Origin of the sequence: Clostridium chromiireducens, from assembly GCF_003575225.1 — a bacterium.
GTDB lineage: Bacteria > Bacillota > Clostridia > Clostridiales > Clostridiaceae > Clostridium > Clostridium chromiireducens.
In genome coordinates this window covers 128,932-143,441 of sequence record NZ_QXDJ01000007.1, presented here as the reverse complement: position 1 = coordinate 143,441, position 14,510 = coordinate 128,932, and the positions used below count along the sequence as shown (strand labels likewise).

12 protein-coding genes are annotated in these 14,510 nt (G+C 31.9%); all 12 read right to left on the bottom strand.

The features are described 5' to 3' along the window. Nucleotides 1–31: 31 nt before the first annotated feature. The gene (locus D2A34_RS22765) at nucleotides 32–964 is read right to left on the bottom strand and encodes an ABC transporter permease (protein WP_119368004.1); all 933 of its coding nucleotides are present in this window, start codon (nucleotides 962–964) and stop codon (nucleotides 32–34) included. After that, a complete protein-coding gene (locus D2A34_RS22760; RefSeq protein WP_119368003.1) occupies nucleotides 954–2,063 on the bottom strand; it encodes an ABC transporter permease in 1,110 nt (369 codons plus the stop codon). Before D2A34_RS22760 ends, D2A34_RS22765 begins: the two co-directional genes overlap by 11 nt. After that, the gene (locus D2A34_RS22755; RefSeq protein WP_119368002.1) at nucleotides 2,056–3,633 is read right to left on the bottom strand and encodes an ABC transporter ATP-binding protein; all 1,578 of its coding nucleotides are present in this window, start codon (nucleotides 3,631–3,633) and stop codon (nucleotides 2,056–2,058) included. Before D2A34_RS22755 ends, D2A34_RS22760 begins: the two co-directional genes overlap by 8 nt. Nucleotides 3,634–3,656: 23 nt before the next feature. Next, nucleotides 3,657–4,796, bottom strand: coding sequence for a BMP family ABC transporter substrate-binding protein (locus D2A34_RS22750; protein ID WP_182629444.1), 1,140 nt, complete (start codon nucleotides 4,794–4,796; stop codon nucleotides 3,657–3,659). 29 nt (nucleotides 4,797–4,825) lie between these two features. Beyond that, nucleotides 4,826–5,668, bottom strand: a complete 843-nt coding sequence (locus D2A34_RS22745; RefSeq protein ID WP_119368001.1) for an FAD binding domain-containing protein — start codon at nucleotides 5,666–5,668, stop codon at nucleotides 4,826–4,828. After that, nucleotides 5,662–6,138 (bottom strand): (2Fe-2S)-binding protein, encoded by a 477-nt coding sequence (locus tag D2A34_RS22740; protein ID WP_079439856.1) that lies wholly within the window; start codon nucleotides 6,136–6,138, stop codon nucleotides 5,662–5,664. Before D2A34_RS22740 ends, D2A34_RS22745 begins: the two co-directional genes overlap by 7 nt. Beyond that, a complete protein-coding gene (locus D2A34_RS22735; RefSeq protein WP_119368000.1) occupies nucleotides 6,131–8,239 on the bottom strand; it encodes a xanthine dehydrogenase family protein molybdopterin-binding subunit in 2,109 nt (702 codons plus the stop codon). The genes D2A34_RS22740 and D2A34_RS22735 overlap by 8 nt, the downstream gene beginning before the upstream one ends. 31 nt (nucleotides 8,240–8,270) lie before the next feature. Next, nucleotides 8,271–9,356, bottom strand: a complete 1,086-nt coding sequence (locus tag D2A34_RS22730; RefSeq protein ID WP_119367999.1) for a 4Fe-4S binding protein — start codon at nucleotides 9,354–9,356, stop codon at nucleotides 8,271–8,273. 3 nt (nucleotides 9,357–9,359) lie between these two features. After that, nucleotides 9,360–10,652, bottom strand: a complete 1,293-nt coding sequence (locus D2A34_RS22725; RefSeq protein ID WP_119367998.1) for an amidohydrolase family protein — start codon at nucleotides 10,650–10,652, stop codon at nucleotides 9,360–9,362. Then, nucleotides 10,649–11,833 (bottom strand): amidohydrolase family protein, encoded by a 1,185-nt coding sequence (locus D2A34_RS22720; RefSeq protein ID WP_243128386.1) that lies wholly within the window; start codon nucleotides 11,831–11,833, stop codon nucleotides 10,649–10,651. Before D2A34_RS22720 ends, D2A34_RS22725 begins: the two co-directional genes overlap by 4 nt. 442 nt (nucleotides 11,834–12,275) lie before the next feature. Further along, nucleotides 12,276–12,848 (bottom strand): nucleotidyltransferase family protein, encoded by a 573-nt coding sequence (locus D2A34_RS22715; RefSeq protein ID WP_242966017.1) that lies wholly within the window; start codon nucleotides 12,846–12,848, stop codon nucleotides 12,276–12,278. 74 nt (nucleotides 12,849–12,922) lie between these two features. Next, nucleotides 12,923–14,509, bottom strand: coding sequence for an N-acyl-D-amino-acid deacylase family protein (locus tag D2A34_RS22710; RefSeq protein WP_119367996.1), 1,587 nt, complete (start codon nucleotides 14,507–14,509; stop codon nucleotides 12,923–12,925). Between the last annotated feature and the right edge of the window lies 1 nt (nucleotide 14,510).

Below are 14,510 nucleotides of genomic sequence, written 5' to 3'. Positions count from 1 at the left end.
CTGTTAATTATCAAATTCTAACTTAATTTTTTTATCTGTCTTCTCTAAAGTATGCTTCTCCGAGAGCCTGCGGTGATGAATTTAAATTATTCTTCTTTAATCCACCTAATACCAATACTACTATTGTAGTTGCATAAGGAAGCATTGTTATAAAATATTGATTTACTTCTATCCCTGTTCCTTGTAACCTTAGTCCTAGTATATCTAATCCCCCGAATAGAATAGCCCCAAAAATAGCTTTTACAGGACTCCATCCGATGAAAATTACTAATGCTACAGCAATCCACCCTCTACCTGCTGTTACATTTTCCTGCCACGAAGGTATGTAAACTAAAGATAAGAAGCTTCCACCAAGTCCACATAAAGCTCCACCAATTAATAAATTAATATATTTATATAGTGAAACATTTATTCCAGCTGCATCTGCTGCATAGGGGTTTTCTCCAATCATTTTCATGTTTAATCCATATTTTGTGAAATTAAGATAAAAATAAATTAATATAGCGCATATATATCCTAAGTACACAAATATACTTTGATTAAATAAGGCCGCCCCTACAACTGGTATATCACTTATTAAAGGTATTTTTATAGGCGCCAAAATACTTTTAAAATTATCTGATAGTACTTGCCCAACATAATTCTTTCCGATAAAACTTGAAAATCCACCCCCAAATATTGTTAATGCAAGGCCTGTAACAACTTGGCTTGCTCTAAGCGATACTGTAAGAATAGAGTATATTAGTGCTCCGATAGCCCCAAGTAACATACTAAATAGAAACGCTAAAAATACATTCCCTGTTGTATAACCTAAAATAAATCCACCAATAGCACCCATTAACATCATGCCTTCAATTCCTAAATTTAAGTTTCCAACTTTTTCTCCCAAAATACATCCAAGTGTAGCGAAAAGTAATGGTGTTCCTGCTATGACTGCTGATGATAAAAATAAACTAATGTCCATATGTTTCACCTCCCTTAGTCATATCTATTTCACTTTCCGATTTATCTGAAATTTCAAATACAACTTTATATTGTAAGAAGAATTGACATCCTAGTACACAGAATAAAATCATAGCTTGTATAATATCTGCTGCAGCTTGGGGTATTTGAAATGCTGTTTGTATATAAGATGCTCCCTGAATCAAAACAGCAAAAGCTACTGAAACTAATAGTGTCCATATAGAATTAAGCCCTGAAAGCCAAGATATTATTATCGCAGTGTTACCTACATTAGAAGTCAATTGAGTACTAAGTGTATTTGTAACAGCAGAAGCTTGGATAACACCCGCGAGTCCGACTAATGCACCACTTATAAAAGTTGTTAATAGTATTATCTTTTTTACGCTCATTCCGGAATATTTCGCAGTATTTTCACTTTCTCCTAGTACAGAAATTTCATATCCTTTTTTTGTATAATTTAAAAATACATGTACTGCTATTACCAAAATAAGCGCTATTATCCACCCTATATGAATTCCAAATACCTTTGGCAAGGTTGCATTGTCACTAAAATTAGCTATCTTAGGAAATCCTAGTGATGCTGGATCCTTCCAAAGTTCATATTGAAGATAAATAATCCATTTTAGAGCAATATAATTCATCATTAGTGTTATTATAGTTTCATTTGTGTTGAATCTTGACTTTAAAATTCCTGCAAATAAAGCCCATAGACCTCCACAGATCATCCCCACTATTATCATTAGAATTATTACCAGAAATTTAGGAGAATCTTTAAAATTTAAAGCTATAAAAGTTGCACCAAATCCTCCCATGAGCATTTGTCCTTCTCCTCCAATATTCCAAAACTTCATTTTAAATGCTATTCCAATACCTAATCCAGCTATTACGAGAGGTATTGTTTTTACAATCGTCTCCTTGACTCTATGTCCACTTCCAAAAGATCCATCTAACATCGATACATAAACTTTAATAGGATCATGACCCATAAACAAAATGAAAATACCAGTTAGCACTAAAGCCAGTAAGACTGCAAATGCCTGAAGTAATATTTTCTTTTTCTTACTTAGCTTCTTTGCTTTTACTACTCTCATTCTAATCATATAAGTCCCCTCCCTTCAAACTCGTTACTTTTTCAATTTCACTTTCTTTAATATCCAATGCTGCTTCTTCCATGTGTCCTGCCATCATCATACCAATTTGTTCTTTTGTCGCATCCTTTGCAGTTACAATACCTATTAATTTTCCATCACATAAAACCATTATTCTATCACATAATTCCAAAAGAACATCTAAATCTTCCCCTACAAATAATATAGACACTCCTTTTTCCTTTTCCTTATTTAAAAGATCATATATCTGATATGTAGCCCCAATATCTAATCCTCTTACTGCATATGAAGTAATAAGTATATCTGGGCTTAAACTTATTTCCCTGCCTAATAATATTTTCTGTATATTTCCACCTGATAATTGCTTAACTGGATGATCTATGTCTGGTGTTTTTATATCTAACTGTTCGACCATACTTGTAGCAATATCTTTTAATTCATTCCTTTTTAACAACAATCCTTTTTGATCATAATATTTTCTAAGTAATAAATTATCTACAATCCCCATACTTCCAACTAAACCCATACCTAATCTATCTTCTGGTATAAGTCCCATTTTAATTCCTTTTTTATAAACTTCTCTTGGAGATTTATTAGTAATATCTTCTCCTTTAAATATGAGATTCCCACTTTCTACTTTTTGTAACCCAAATAAAGCTTCGCAAAGCTCTTTCTGACCACTTCCTGCAACTCCAGCTACTCCTAAAATTTCACCTTCAGCCATATTAAAACTAATATTGTTGAGTACTTTTACTCCTAGTTTATTTCTAACTGAAATATTTTTTACATTATATATCAATGCGTTTTTATTTGATGATACTTTATCTATCTTCAAATCACTTTTATAACCTACCATAAGCTCTGTTAATTCATTTATATTTGTATCAGCTATATTTATAGTCTTTATGTTTTTTCCTTTTCTTAAAACTGATACTTTATCACAGATAGCCATTACTTCATGCAGCTTGTGAGTTATTATTATAACTGCACACCCTTGTTCTTTCATTCGTTTCACTATATTAAATAATCTACCTACCTCTTGAGGCATTAATACCGCTGTTGGCTCATCTAGTATTAAAATATTTGCACCTTTATACAATACTTTAATTATCTCCAGCATTTGTTTTTCAGCTATAGACATTTCACTTACTCTTTTGTTTAAATCTATTTGTAAATTATATTTATCGCATAAGCTTAGTATATTTTGATCTACTTCTTTATTTTTTGTAAAAAATTTTCCCTTATTGCCAGCAATTATATTCTCTTTTGCTGTAAATCTCTCAACTAATTTAAAATGTTGATGAACCATACCTATTCCACATTCAATGGATTCCTTTGGAGATTTAAACTGAACTCTTTTTCCTCTTATATAAATTGAACCACTATCAGGATTGTAAATTCCTGATAGCATGTTCATTAGAGTACTTTTTCCAGCCCCATTTTCCCCGAGGAGTGCATGAATTTCTCCACTTTGTACCTTTAAATCCACATCTTCATTAGCTATGACAGATCCAAAAGTCTTTGTTATTTTTTTTAGTTCAACACTCACACATTGTTCCATAAAGAGACCTTCTTTCCTCATTATTATTTACTAATTTGACCTTCTACTCCTTCAACAAGCCAGTCAAAGCTTAGCAATTCCTTATCTGTCATTTTTTGACCTTCAGCAACCTTTACAGCTCCTGATTGATCTTTGATTGGTCCTGTAAATACATCCCAAGATTTGCTCACCATTTTAGCTTTTGCTTCGTCAACTTTTGCTTGTGCTCCTTCTGGTGCATTCTTAGTTAATGGTGCTATGTCAACTATTCCTGTATCTATACCACCCCAGTAGCTTTCTGATTTAAACTTTCCATCCATAACAGTTTTAACGGCTTCTACATAATAAGTACCCCAATTCCAAACAGCACTTGTCATATTAGCCTTTGGCGCTGATGCTGACATATCTAAATCAGATCCAATAGAGAATGCGCCTCTTTCTTCTGCAGCTTGTTGTGCAGCTGTAGTATCTTGGTATTGTCCAATTACGTCTACACCTTGATCAAGCAATGATATAGCAGCTTCTTTTTCTTTTGCTGGATCATACCATGTGTTAGTCCAAGTTACCTTTACTACTGCATTTGGATTTACTGATCTTACCCCTAAAGCAAATGCATTCGTTGCTCTAACAACTTCTGGAATAGGGAATGCTGCTACATAACCGATTTTACCGTTTTTACTCTTCATTCCTGCTACGATTCCTGTAAGGTATCTAGCTTGATATTCTCTACCAAAATATGTGCTCATATTATCAGTTGTCTTATACCCCGAGCAGTGGAAAAACTTTACGTCTGGATATTCCTTTGACACTTTTTCTATATAATCCATATATCCAAAAGAAGTTGCAAAAATTACCTTAGCACCTTGATCAATCATATCTGTAGCAACCTTTTCCACTTCTTGACCTTCTGGTACAGATTCTTTCACTATAGTCTCAACATTTGGAATCTTTTCTTCCAAATATTTACGGCCATTATCGTGTGCTTGGCTATACCCTCCATCAGAAGCTGACCCAATGTAAATGAATCCTACCTTAAGCTTTTCGCCTGAGGCCTCTGTCTTTGTTGCCTTTCCATCGTCTTTTGTTGCTTGTGTAGATGCTGAGCCACATCCAACTAGCAGCATAGTAGAACATGCTACTGCAGTAATTACTGTTAATAATTTCTTTTTGATATTCTTATTCATAACTATTTCCCCCTTTAAAATTATTGATTCTATATTTTTGTATTTAAAAAATATTGAATAAGCCTTAATGCTACTGTTTTTCTATAAACAGCTGTAGATCTTTGATCATCAATAGGAACTATTTCTTTGGAGTAAATTTTATATATTTCCCCCATCTGTGATTTTATATCCTCTAGATTTTTTTCTTTTATAAAATCTTCTGCCTCTCTCACTCTGACTACTTTAGGAGCCACTGAACCTATTGCAATTCTTATGTCTTTTACTCTTCCTTCTTTTACTTCTGCAAGACCAATAAAAGAAAGTTTTGAAATAGCAGAAGCTTTTCTAGCTCCAACTTTTTCATAATATAATTTGTTTAATCCTACTTTTGGTATGATTATGCTTTTTAAAATTTCAGTTCTTTCAAGGATAATTTTTCTTGGTCCTAATATAAAATCTTCTATATGAACTTCTCTTGATGAATTTTCGCTAACCAATTTAAGCTTTGCATCTAATGCATATAGTATAGGCAAGGTATCCCCAGCTGGAGATGCATTACATATATTTCCTCCAATAGTCCCTATATTTCTTATAGCTGGTGATGCTATTTGTCTTATGGATTCTTTTAATGCTTCCGGAGTCTTTTCTGATCTTAGTAGTGATGATAAGGTGCAAGCTGACCCTATTTCTAAGCTATCTTCTAATCCATTAATTTCTTTCAATTCTTTTAAATGTCCAACATATAACAAGTTTTTATCAAACTTTGGGAGAAGCGATGCAGCGTTTTTATTTCTAACCATTAGGTCAGTTCCTCCTGCATAAATGATTACATCTTTCTCGTTTAATATTTTTAATGCATCATCCAAATCTTTTGGTAAATATCCTTCTACCATAATCCATCACCTCTTTTAGACGCCATAAGTATTCCATTAATTATCATGTTATATCCTGTACATCTGCATAGATTTCCTGAAATTCCATCTCTGACATCATCTTCTGTTGGCTTTGGAATTTTAGATAAAAGTGCATGTGCTGCCATTATCATTCCCGGTGTACAAAAACCACATTGCACAGCTCCTGCTTCTGCAAAGCATTTTTCCAAAACGTCAAATTGTTTTGTCCCTTTTAACCCCTCAACAGTTATAATCTCTTTTTCTTGTACAGATCCAATTGTTACCAAGCACGAATTAATCAATTCCTTATCTATAATTACAGCGCAAGCACCGCATTCCCCTTCGCCACAGCCTTCCTTTGGACCCGTTATATCTAAATCTTCTCTAAGGAAATCTAAAAGTCTCTTTGTAGAACTCTCTTCTGTAGTTATTGTTTTATTATTTATCTTTAATGTGATTGTGTTACTCATTTACTATCGCCTCCATTATCCATTCTGGAGTTACAGGCAATCTATTAACTTTTACTCCTAGTGCATTTTCTATTGCATTAGCATAAGCTGGTGCAGTTCCTACTAAAGTTAGCTCCCCAGCGCCTTTAGCTCCAAATGGGCCAAGATCACATGGATTATCTACTAATTCATTTTTAATATTTACAACATCCTTTGCAGTTGGAATAATATAGTCAGTTATACTATGCTGCCTAACCTTTCCATCCCGATCGCATTCCATGTTTTCACAAGAACCATATCCAAGACCTTGTATAACTCCTCCCTGTATCTGCCCTTCCATTATCGTTTCATCAATTGGAATTCCAATATCAAAAACTGTATATATTCCAGTCACTTCCGTAACAGCCGTTATAGTATTAATTTCAACTTCTACAACATTTATTCCCCATGAATAACTTGGGTAGGCATCACCATTAAATTTTGTTATATTCCAAGGTATTAAATCTGGGTGTTTATAATTTTCCTCTATTACTTGTTCTTTTCCATCAAGCCAATTTTCTTTAAGTCTTAAAGCAGCTCTTTCAAGCAATTTTCCTACTACCATAATTGATCTTGAAGCTACAGTTGGCCCTGAATCCGGAACTCTATCTGTATCTGGATTTTTGTAAATTATATCTTGATAATTCTTATCAAGAACCTTTGCTACAATTTTCTTAAATGTTGTTTGTAGACCTTGTCCCATATCTGTGTTAGATACTAGAATCTCAATAACTCCACTTTCATACTTTAACAACTTTACCTTGGCTTTGATAAAATCTCGCTCTCCGCTTCCAGTAAAACCGCATCCATGTAGAAATATTGACATTCCGATTCCCTTTCTCACAATTCCTTGTTCACCTGAATACTTACTATATTTTCTGCTAAAATCACTTATTTTTTCAGCTTTTTCTAGCATTTCTTCAAGCTTTACATCATAAGTAAACTTTCCACCAGTACAAGTATCATCACCTGTTTTAACAAAGTACCTATTCTTCAATTCTAAAGGAGTACATCCTATTTCTTTAGCTATATGAGCCATATGTGTTTCAATTCCAAATATGCTTTGTGGACCACCAAAACCTCTAAAGGCTCCTGTAGGAACAGTATTTGTTTTTACTACACGCCCCTTAACTCTGATATTTGGTATGTTATAAACTCCTATTGCACATAGCAAAGCTCTTTGAAGAACAACACTAGAAACAGTCGCATATGCTCCACCATTTAATATGATATCTACGTCCATTCCGATTATTTTGTCATTCTCATCAAGAATTGTTTTGTATTTTAGCAAAGCTGGATGCCTCTTTGTTGTAAATGCCATATCCTCAACTCTATCTAAAATTAACTTAACTGGCTTTTTAGTTTTATAAGCTGCCACTGCAACCTGTGCTCCGAGTAGAGACGGATAATCTTCTTTACCACCAAAGCCACCTCCAGTTGTGGTTTGCACAATTCTCACTTTATCTTCATTAAATCCTAACGCTTGAACAACAGCACCTTTAACGTAATATGGGCATTGCATAGTTCCATATACTGAAACTTTCTCATCTTCATAAGTTCCTACTAATCCTTGAGTCTCTAAATAAGCTTGTTCTTGATATCCTGTATAAAATTCTTCTTCTATTATCTTTATAGATTTTTTAATTGCATCTTCTATATTGCCTTTTTTGTATTCATATTTATCAAAAACTTCTGTAGATCTTCTCATGTCAAAAACAGGATTGCCCTCTTCATATTCAACCTTAATATTATTTAAAATACCTATGACTTCTTCAAGATCAGGGCCTAATACTAAAAGGATCGGTTCTCCTATATAATTAACTTCTTTATCCGAAAAAACCGGCATATCATTTTGAATTATCTTCACCTTGTTTATGCCAGGAACATCTTTTCCTTCAACTACATAATAGCCATCTTTTAACTCAGGAATAAAAATTCTTTTTATAACAGCTTTTGATTTTTCTGAACGAAGAGTCTTAGCATATAAACTATTTTTAAATTTAATATCTGCAATATATTTAGCACTTCCGTCTACCTTAATTTCATGATCAGCTTTTATAACTGATTTTCTTATACTATCCATAATCTTTCCTCCATTTCATAAGGAGCTAAAATTAAAATACGTTTTTGATTGCTTTCTTTGGACATTTAGATTCACATAATCCACATCCAAAACATTTACTCTTATCCATTTCAACTTTTTCATTTTTACTACTAATTGCAAAATACGGACATATATTTTCGCATAATTTGCAGTTAACACATTTATCGTAATCAATAGATGGATAAATAGGATCATACTTTACATTGCCAGTTTGTAATTCAGTATTTAATACTTCTTCAATAGAGTTAAATCCATACTTTTCTAAAGCACTTGGAAGATCATCAACTATCTTTTTATATAAATTCTTTCCTTTAAGCATAGCAGCAGACAGCATTTGAACTGCAGTTGCTCCAGCAAGTAAAAATTCTATTACGTCTTCTGCTGAAGCTATCCCGCCTACACCAATTATTTCACATTGTGGAAGGGCTTTCTTAATTTTGTTGATAAGTGCTAAAGCTATTGGTTTTATCGCTGGTCCTGAAGTCCATACTTCTCCTTCTTTATTCCCTATTAATACTTTTCTTGATGCTACATCTATTTTCATAGTTGGTCCTAAAGAATTAATCGCTACAACTCCATTACCACCGTTTTCTATAACCATTTTCGCAAACCCTACTGGATCAGGTATGTGTGGACTCATTTTCATATAAACTGGCTTTTTTGTATGCTTTCTTATAGTTATTAACGTTTCTTGTATTGTTGATAAATCTTTTCCCACATAATGAGTTGATATTTCAAAAGCATCAGCATACTTATCTAGCTTTGGAATTAAGTTTTCCATGTCCTCTTTTGAATATCCTACACTTATAAATAATGGTTTATTTATCTCTGCCTTTATTTCAGGTAGAAATTTATCTAACCATACTTCTGGATCATATTCTGACCACAACTCGGCATTCATAACAAAGTCTTGTCCACCATATATACATGGCCTAACTACTTCTGCACCTTTACTAGATATTGTTTTGGTAACAATTCCTCCAACTCCAAAGTCAGATAGTATTTTCATTTTTTCGCTATCTCCAACTAATGGTCCTGATGCTGGCATTAGAGGATTTTCTAAATTTATTCCACTTAAACTTGTATTCAAATTCATATATTATTTCTCCTTACACTTTTCCCAAATCTCACGTGCTATTTGAGTTGATTCTTTATATATTTTTTCTTCATCATGCAATACCTTATAATCTTTTAATTTAATTTCACCATTACACCAAACATTCTTAGGTTTAAAATTATCTAACATCCCATAAAAAAAATGACCGAATAAATTATCTTCTGTTATTGGCGTAGGTGCAGTATATTCTAAAGTTAGAAAATCCGCTTCGTATCCTTCTTCAATTTTTCCAAGCTTACAACCTAATATGTTACTTGCATACTCGTAGTTGTTCTCTATAATCTTCCTAATATTCCCTAAAGAATACGCTGTAGGGTTCTTATACCTCAAATGCATTCCAAACATTAAATTAACCATGTCTCTAGTTAAATTAAATCCAAGTCCATCATTACCTAAAATACATTTTATTTCTCTCTTCTCAAGTTCCAACACATCAGCTAAACCCACTGCATTATTAAAATTAGAAGTAGGATTTAATGCTACATAAACCTTATACTTTTTTAAAATATCCATATCATTTTCACTTAAGTATATGCAATGTGATAAAATCGAGTTTTCTCTAAGCAATCCATGTTCTTCTAATCTCTCTATAGGTGTTTTGTTGAAATTTTTGATATTCTCTATATTATCCTCATCACTTTCACCAACATGAATGTGTATTGGCATTCCCTTACTCTTATCGGCTATTTTCTTTAGGGACTCATCACTTAATGTCAAACATGCATGCATTCCAAATAATCCACTTGTCATAGTTGAATGTATTTTACTAAACTCTATGTTTTCTTCGACACATTCATCTATCGGGAATCTATCGCTACTTTCAAAACAAAATACTCCTCTGATTCCTATCTGATCACATAAGGCACTTTTTAATAAATTTAAGCTGCCTTTTATTTTTTTCCCACTAGCATGATGATCTACTACTGTAGTTACTCCATTTTTTATAAATTCAATTCCACTTACAAGAGCACTATAATAAACATCTTTTTCATCAAGAACTTTATCTAATTTCCACCACATTTGCTCTAATAAATCCACGAAACTTTTTGGATTAAATTCAGTAATCCATCCCCTAGCAAAGGTTGAATATATATGACTATGACAATTTACAAGTCCAGGCATTAATATTTGATTATTGCAGTCATATACTTCATCTGCTCCCTTAAAGTTTTCCATCGAGCCTACTTCTATTATCTGTTTATCAAATAACACATAAGATTTTTCTTTTAATGAATCAAAATTAAATATATTAACATTTATTAATGCTTTAATCATACTTGTAACCTCCGTGGTAAATACTCACCTTGTCCACCTAAAAACTTACCTTCGCTAACTACAATCTTTCCTTTAGATATAGTTGCACTTATTTCACCTTTCAGGATTTCATCATTATAAATAGAATTATCATCCATTATTTTAGTTGTCTTATTTGGGTCAAAAATCACTATATCTCCATCACTTCCTGGCATTATTGTTCCTTTTTTAGGGTATAATCCATGAATCTTTGAGGGTTCTACTGTAAATTTAGAGATTATGCTTTCTCCAAAAAGAGTAAACATATTTAAAAACGAATATTTTACTCCATCTATTCCCATAGGAATTTCACTTGTATACTTCTTATTTTTTAATCTTTTAGAAAACGGACAATGGTCTGTACCTATTACATCAATTGCATCTATATTATTAACCATCTTTAATCTTTCTTCTTCGCTTCTTAAAGGTGGCGTCATAGTATATAAGTATCCATCTTCTTTTTCATATAATGAAGAATTAAATCTAAAATAATGAGGTGCGCTTTCTAATATTATTGTTGAATGTAATTCATCTGAATAAACTTCCTTTAGTCTTTCAATAGTAGTCCCACAATTGGTATGAACAATATATAAAAGACCATCTCTATATCTTGCCATTTCAGCTAATTTTAAAACTTCTGTAATTTCTGAAAGTGCTGGTCTTGCTTTCTCGTGATCTTTTACCAAAATATTTTTTTCTCTTATCATGTCATTATTTTCTGCATGAACTAATACTCTAGTTTTCGTTTTCTTTGAATACTTTAGCAATTCATCTATGTAATAATCCTTTGTTTGTCTATTAGTTGATGCATATGTTGTAAATAATTTTATAGTTGGCATACCAAGTAAGGAACTTTTATTTAAAAGCTCTTTAACATCCCCATCTGGATTTCCAAGTGTCACATGAAAACCATAATCCACAACACTTTTTTTTGCGAGTTCATATCTTTTATTAAAAGCTTCGTCTAGCTGACTAACATCATTAATTGGATCTAAAAAATCTATGAATGTTGTTATCCCTCCCATAGCTGCCTTTTTTGAACCTTTAAAAAAATCATCGCTTGAAGTATTTTCTCCAACGCCTAAATTAAAGTGTACATGTGCATCTATGAAACCTGGTAAAACCATTTTCCCATTTGCATCATATTTTTCTTTGCAATCCAAAATTGATGTGGATAGTGTATCTATAATTCCATTTTTTATATATAGATTGCTGTATATGAAATTTCCTTCTAAATATAATCTTCCATTTAATATTCCTAAATCAAAAATAATATCTCCCCCTACCTTAGATAATTTAAAAATTTTATTTTTATTTCTGTTATCCTTTTAAGTAATAATCAGCTTATAAATTTGCATATCTTTAGTTTAGTTTTTAAATTGAACTTCTAAATTTTTATATTATACTTATCTAAAATTATTCTTAATTTAGCCTTATTAGAATTTTTTAAGTGATAAAAAAACAAAAAGAGGCCTTACTTCTAATTTTGAAATAAGACCTCTTTGTCTATGCTTAACTTTTATTAAATTTTTTTATTTTTATTAAATATTATATATCTTCTTTCTCCAATAAGTCAATAATATTGAAAATAATTTATTATTATAATTATTTTTTAATAATATACTTCACATTTTCGTAATCTTCCATGGTATCAACATCCAATAATATTCCCTCATCATCTATGTTAAGGTACGAGCACTGCTTCTTACTTAAATATTTCTTTAGATTAGAATCATCAGGTTCATCTAATATTTCTCTTATTAGATTTCTACTTAATAAAACCGGATGTCCTCCTCTCCTATTAAAACTTGGTATAACTATTTCCTTCTCTTCACACAGTAATTTCTCTACTATATTTTTATTTATTAAAGGATAATCTCCAGGGGTAAGTAAGAACTTTGATGCTTTAACATTTTGTATTCCCTTTTTTATAGAGCTAAACATTCCCTTATGAAATTCATCATTATATACTACTTTTGCCTTTGTATAATTTTCTACCAGTCTATTTATCTTCTCATGCTTATATCCGCTAACTACTATTATATTATCACAGTTATCATATAAAGCTTCTATGCATCTCTGTAAAATTGCCTTGTTATTAATTTCAAGTTCCATTTTAAAAGCATTAGCTCTACTTGAATATCCCGCCGCTAGTATAACTCCATCTACATCCATCATTCTTCGTTCCTCTTCATTTAATATATAGAATTCTTAAGGCTTAAATGATATAGTAAAAGTTTATTCTAATTATCTCACTTTATGATCACTCCATAATTGCCTGGAGAGTAATTTTCATTTTCTAAAACAATATTTCCATTCACAATTACATATGATATTCCTTCTGGAAATTGCTCAGGTTCTATAAATGTACCTTTATCTATTATCTTATCTTTATCAAATATTACTATATCAGCTTTAAATCCGACATCAAGACATCCTCTATCCTTTATTCCCATTGTGACTGCAGATTTACTAGTCATTTTATATATTGCTTCTTCCAATGTTAAAGCCTTAAGCTCTCTGACATATCTACCTAATACTCTTGGAAAAGCTCCATATACCCTTGGATGGGGTTTTCCTCCAAGCAAACCATCAGTACAAAAATTTTGTTCTGGCCTTTTCATAAATTGGATTATATGTTCTTCTGATCCATAGTAATCAATCATACCGACCGCATTTTCCTCTTCTATTAATAAATCTAAAGTTGCTTCTATCGGATCTTGATTCCTTATTTCACCTAGCTCTTTTAGGCTTTTTCCTATAACAGCTTTACTCTTATCTGTTTTTACTGACGTAATATATATTCCATCTACTCCTGCAAATTCAACAAAGTTATCCCAATTGCAGTTTTTTTCATATATTTCACTAATAATCTTTTGTCTTAAATCTTTTGACTTTATTCTTTCGAGCATTTTATTAGTTCCACCATTATGAACCCATGGTGGAATAATAACACTAAGCATCGTGCTTCCAGCATCATAAGGATATTGATCAAAAGATATATTTACTCCATCTTTTTCTGCTTCTTCTATAAGAGAAACTATTTCATCTATTTTATGCCAATTATTTTTTCCACAGATTTTAAAATGAGAAAAATGTATTTTAACACCGCTTTCTTTACCAATTCTAATTATTTCTTTCATTGAATCAATAATTTCGTTTGCCTCACTTCTTTGGTGTACCACAAAAATCTTATTATATTCTGCAACTACTTTGCAAAGCTCAATTAACTCTTCTGTATCACCATATGCACATGGAATGTATATGAGTCCTGAAGATATCCCAATAGCACCAGATTCAAGCTCTCTTCGTAAAATTATTTTCATGCTTTCTATATCATCTTTTTCTGCTTTATTAGCAGAAAGCCCCATTGCCTCCATTCTAATATTACCGTGGGGCACAAGATAACATACATTAGATATTAATCCTTTATCTTTAATTGCATTAAAATAATCTTTTACGGTTTCATAATTCCACGAAATCTCATCACTGTCACCTTCAAGACCACTTAAGTTTTTCCTCCAATCCTTAATGAACTTACTTGGCAGTGGCGCCATAGATATACCGTCTTGTCCTAAAACCTCAGTTGTTATTCCTTGGTAAATCTTAGGCTTTATATTTTGATTACTTAATATTTCTAAATCCGAGTGACTATGAGTATCGATAAATCCTGGAGAAATAATCAAACCTCTTGCATCTAATACATAATCCATAGTTTCTTTTTTATTTTCTAAATCGCCAATTTCTACAATTGTATCATCATTTATAATTAAATCTCCACTATATGCTGGTTTATTAGTTCCATCAACTATAGTTCCATTGCTTATCATCCATTTCATT

Bases quoted from the DNA above. Each gene is read 5' to 3' on its own strand.
- D2A34_RS22730 (WP_119367999.1), bottom strand. From the start codon at position 9,356: ATGAATTTGAATACAAGTTTAAGTGGAATAAATTTAGAAAATCCTCTA.
- D2A34_RS22750 (WP_182629444.1), bottom strand. From the start codon at position 4,796: ATGAATAAGAATATCAAAAAGAAATTATTAACAGTAATTACTGCAGTA.
- D2A34_RS22760 (WP_119368003.1), bottom strand. From the start codon at position 2,063: ATGATTAGAATGAGAGTAGTAAAAGCAAAGAAGCTAAGTAAGAAAAAG.
- D2A34_RS22725 (WP_119367998.1), bottom strand. From the start codon at position 10,652: ATGATTAAAGCATTAATAAATGTTAATATATTTAATTTTGATTCATTA.
- D2A34_RS22745 (WP_119368001.1), bottom strand. From the start codon at position 5,668: ATGGTAGAAGGATATTTACCAAAAGATTTGGATGATGCATTAAAAATA.
- D2A34_RS22755 (WP_119368002.1), bottom strand. From the start codon at position 3,633: ATGGAACAATGTGTGAGTGTTGAACTAAAAAAAATAACAAAGACTTTT.
- D2A34_RS22735 (WP_119368000.1), bottom strand. From the start codon at position 8,239: ATGGATAGTATAAGAAAATCAGTTATAAAAGCTGATCATGAAATTAAG.
- D2A34_RS22710 (WP_119367996.1), bottom strand. From the start codon at position 14,509: ATGAAATGGATGATAAGCAATGGAACTATAGTTGATGGAACTAATAAA.
- D2A34_RS22740 (WP_079439856.1), bottom strand. From the start codon at position 6,138: ATGAGTAACACAATCACATTAAAGATAAATAATAAAACAATAACTACA.
- D2A34_RS22765 (WP_119368004.1), bottom strand. From the start codon at position 964: ATGGACATTAGTTTATTTTTATCATCAGCAGTCATAGCAGGAACACCA.
- D2A34_RS22715 (WP_242966017.1), bottom strand. From the start codon at position 12,848: ATGATGGATGTAGATGGAGTTATACTAGCGGCGGGATATTCAAGTAGA.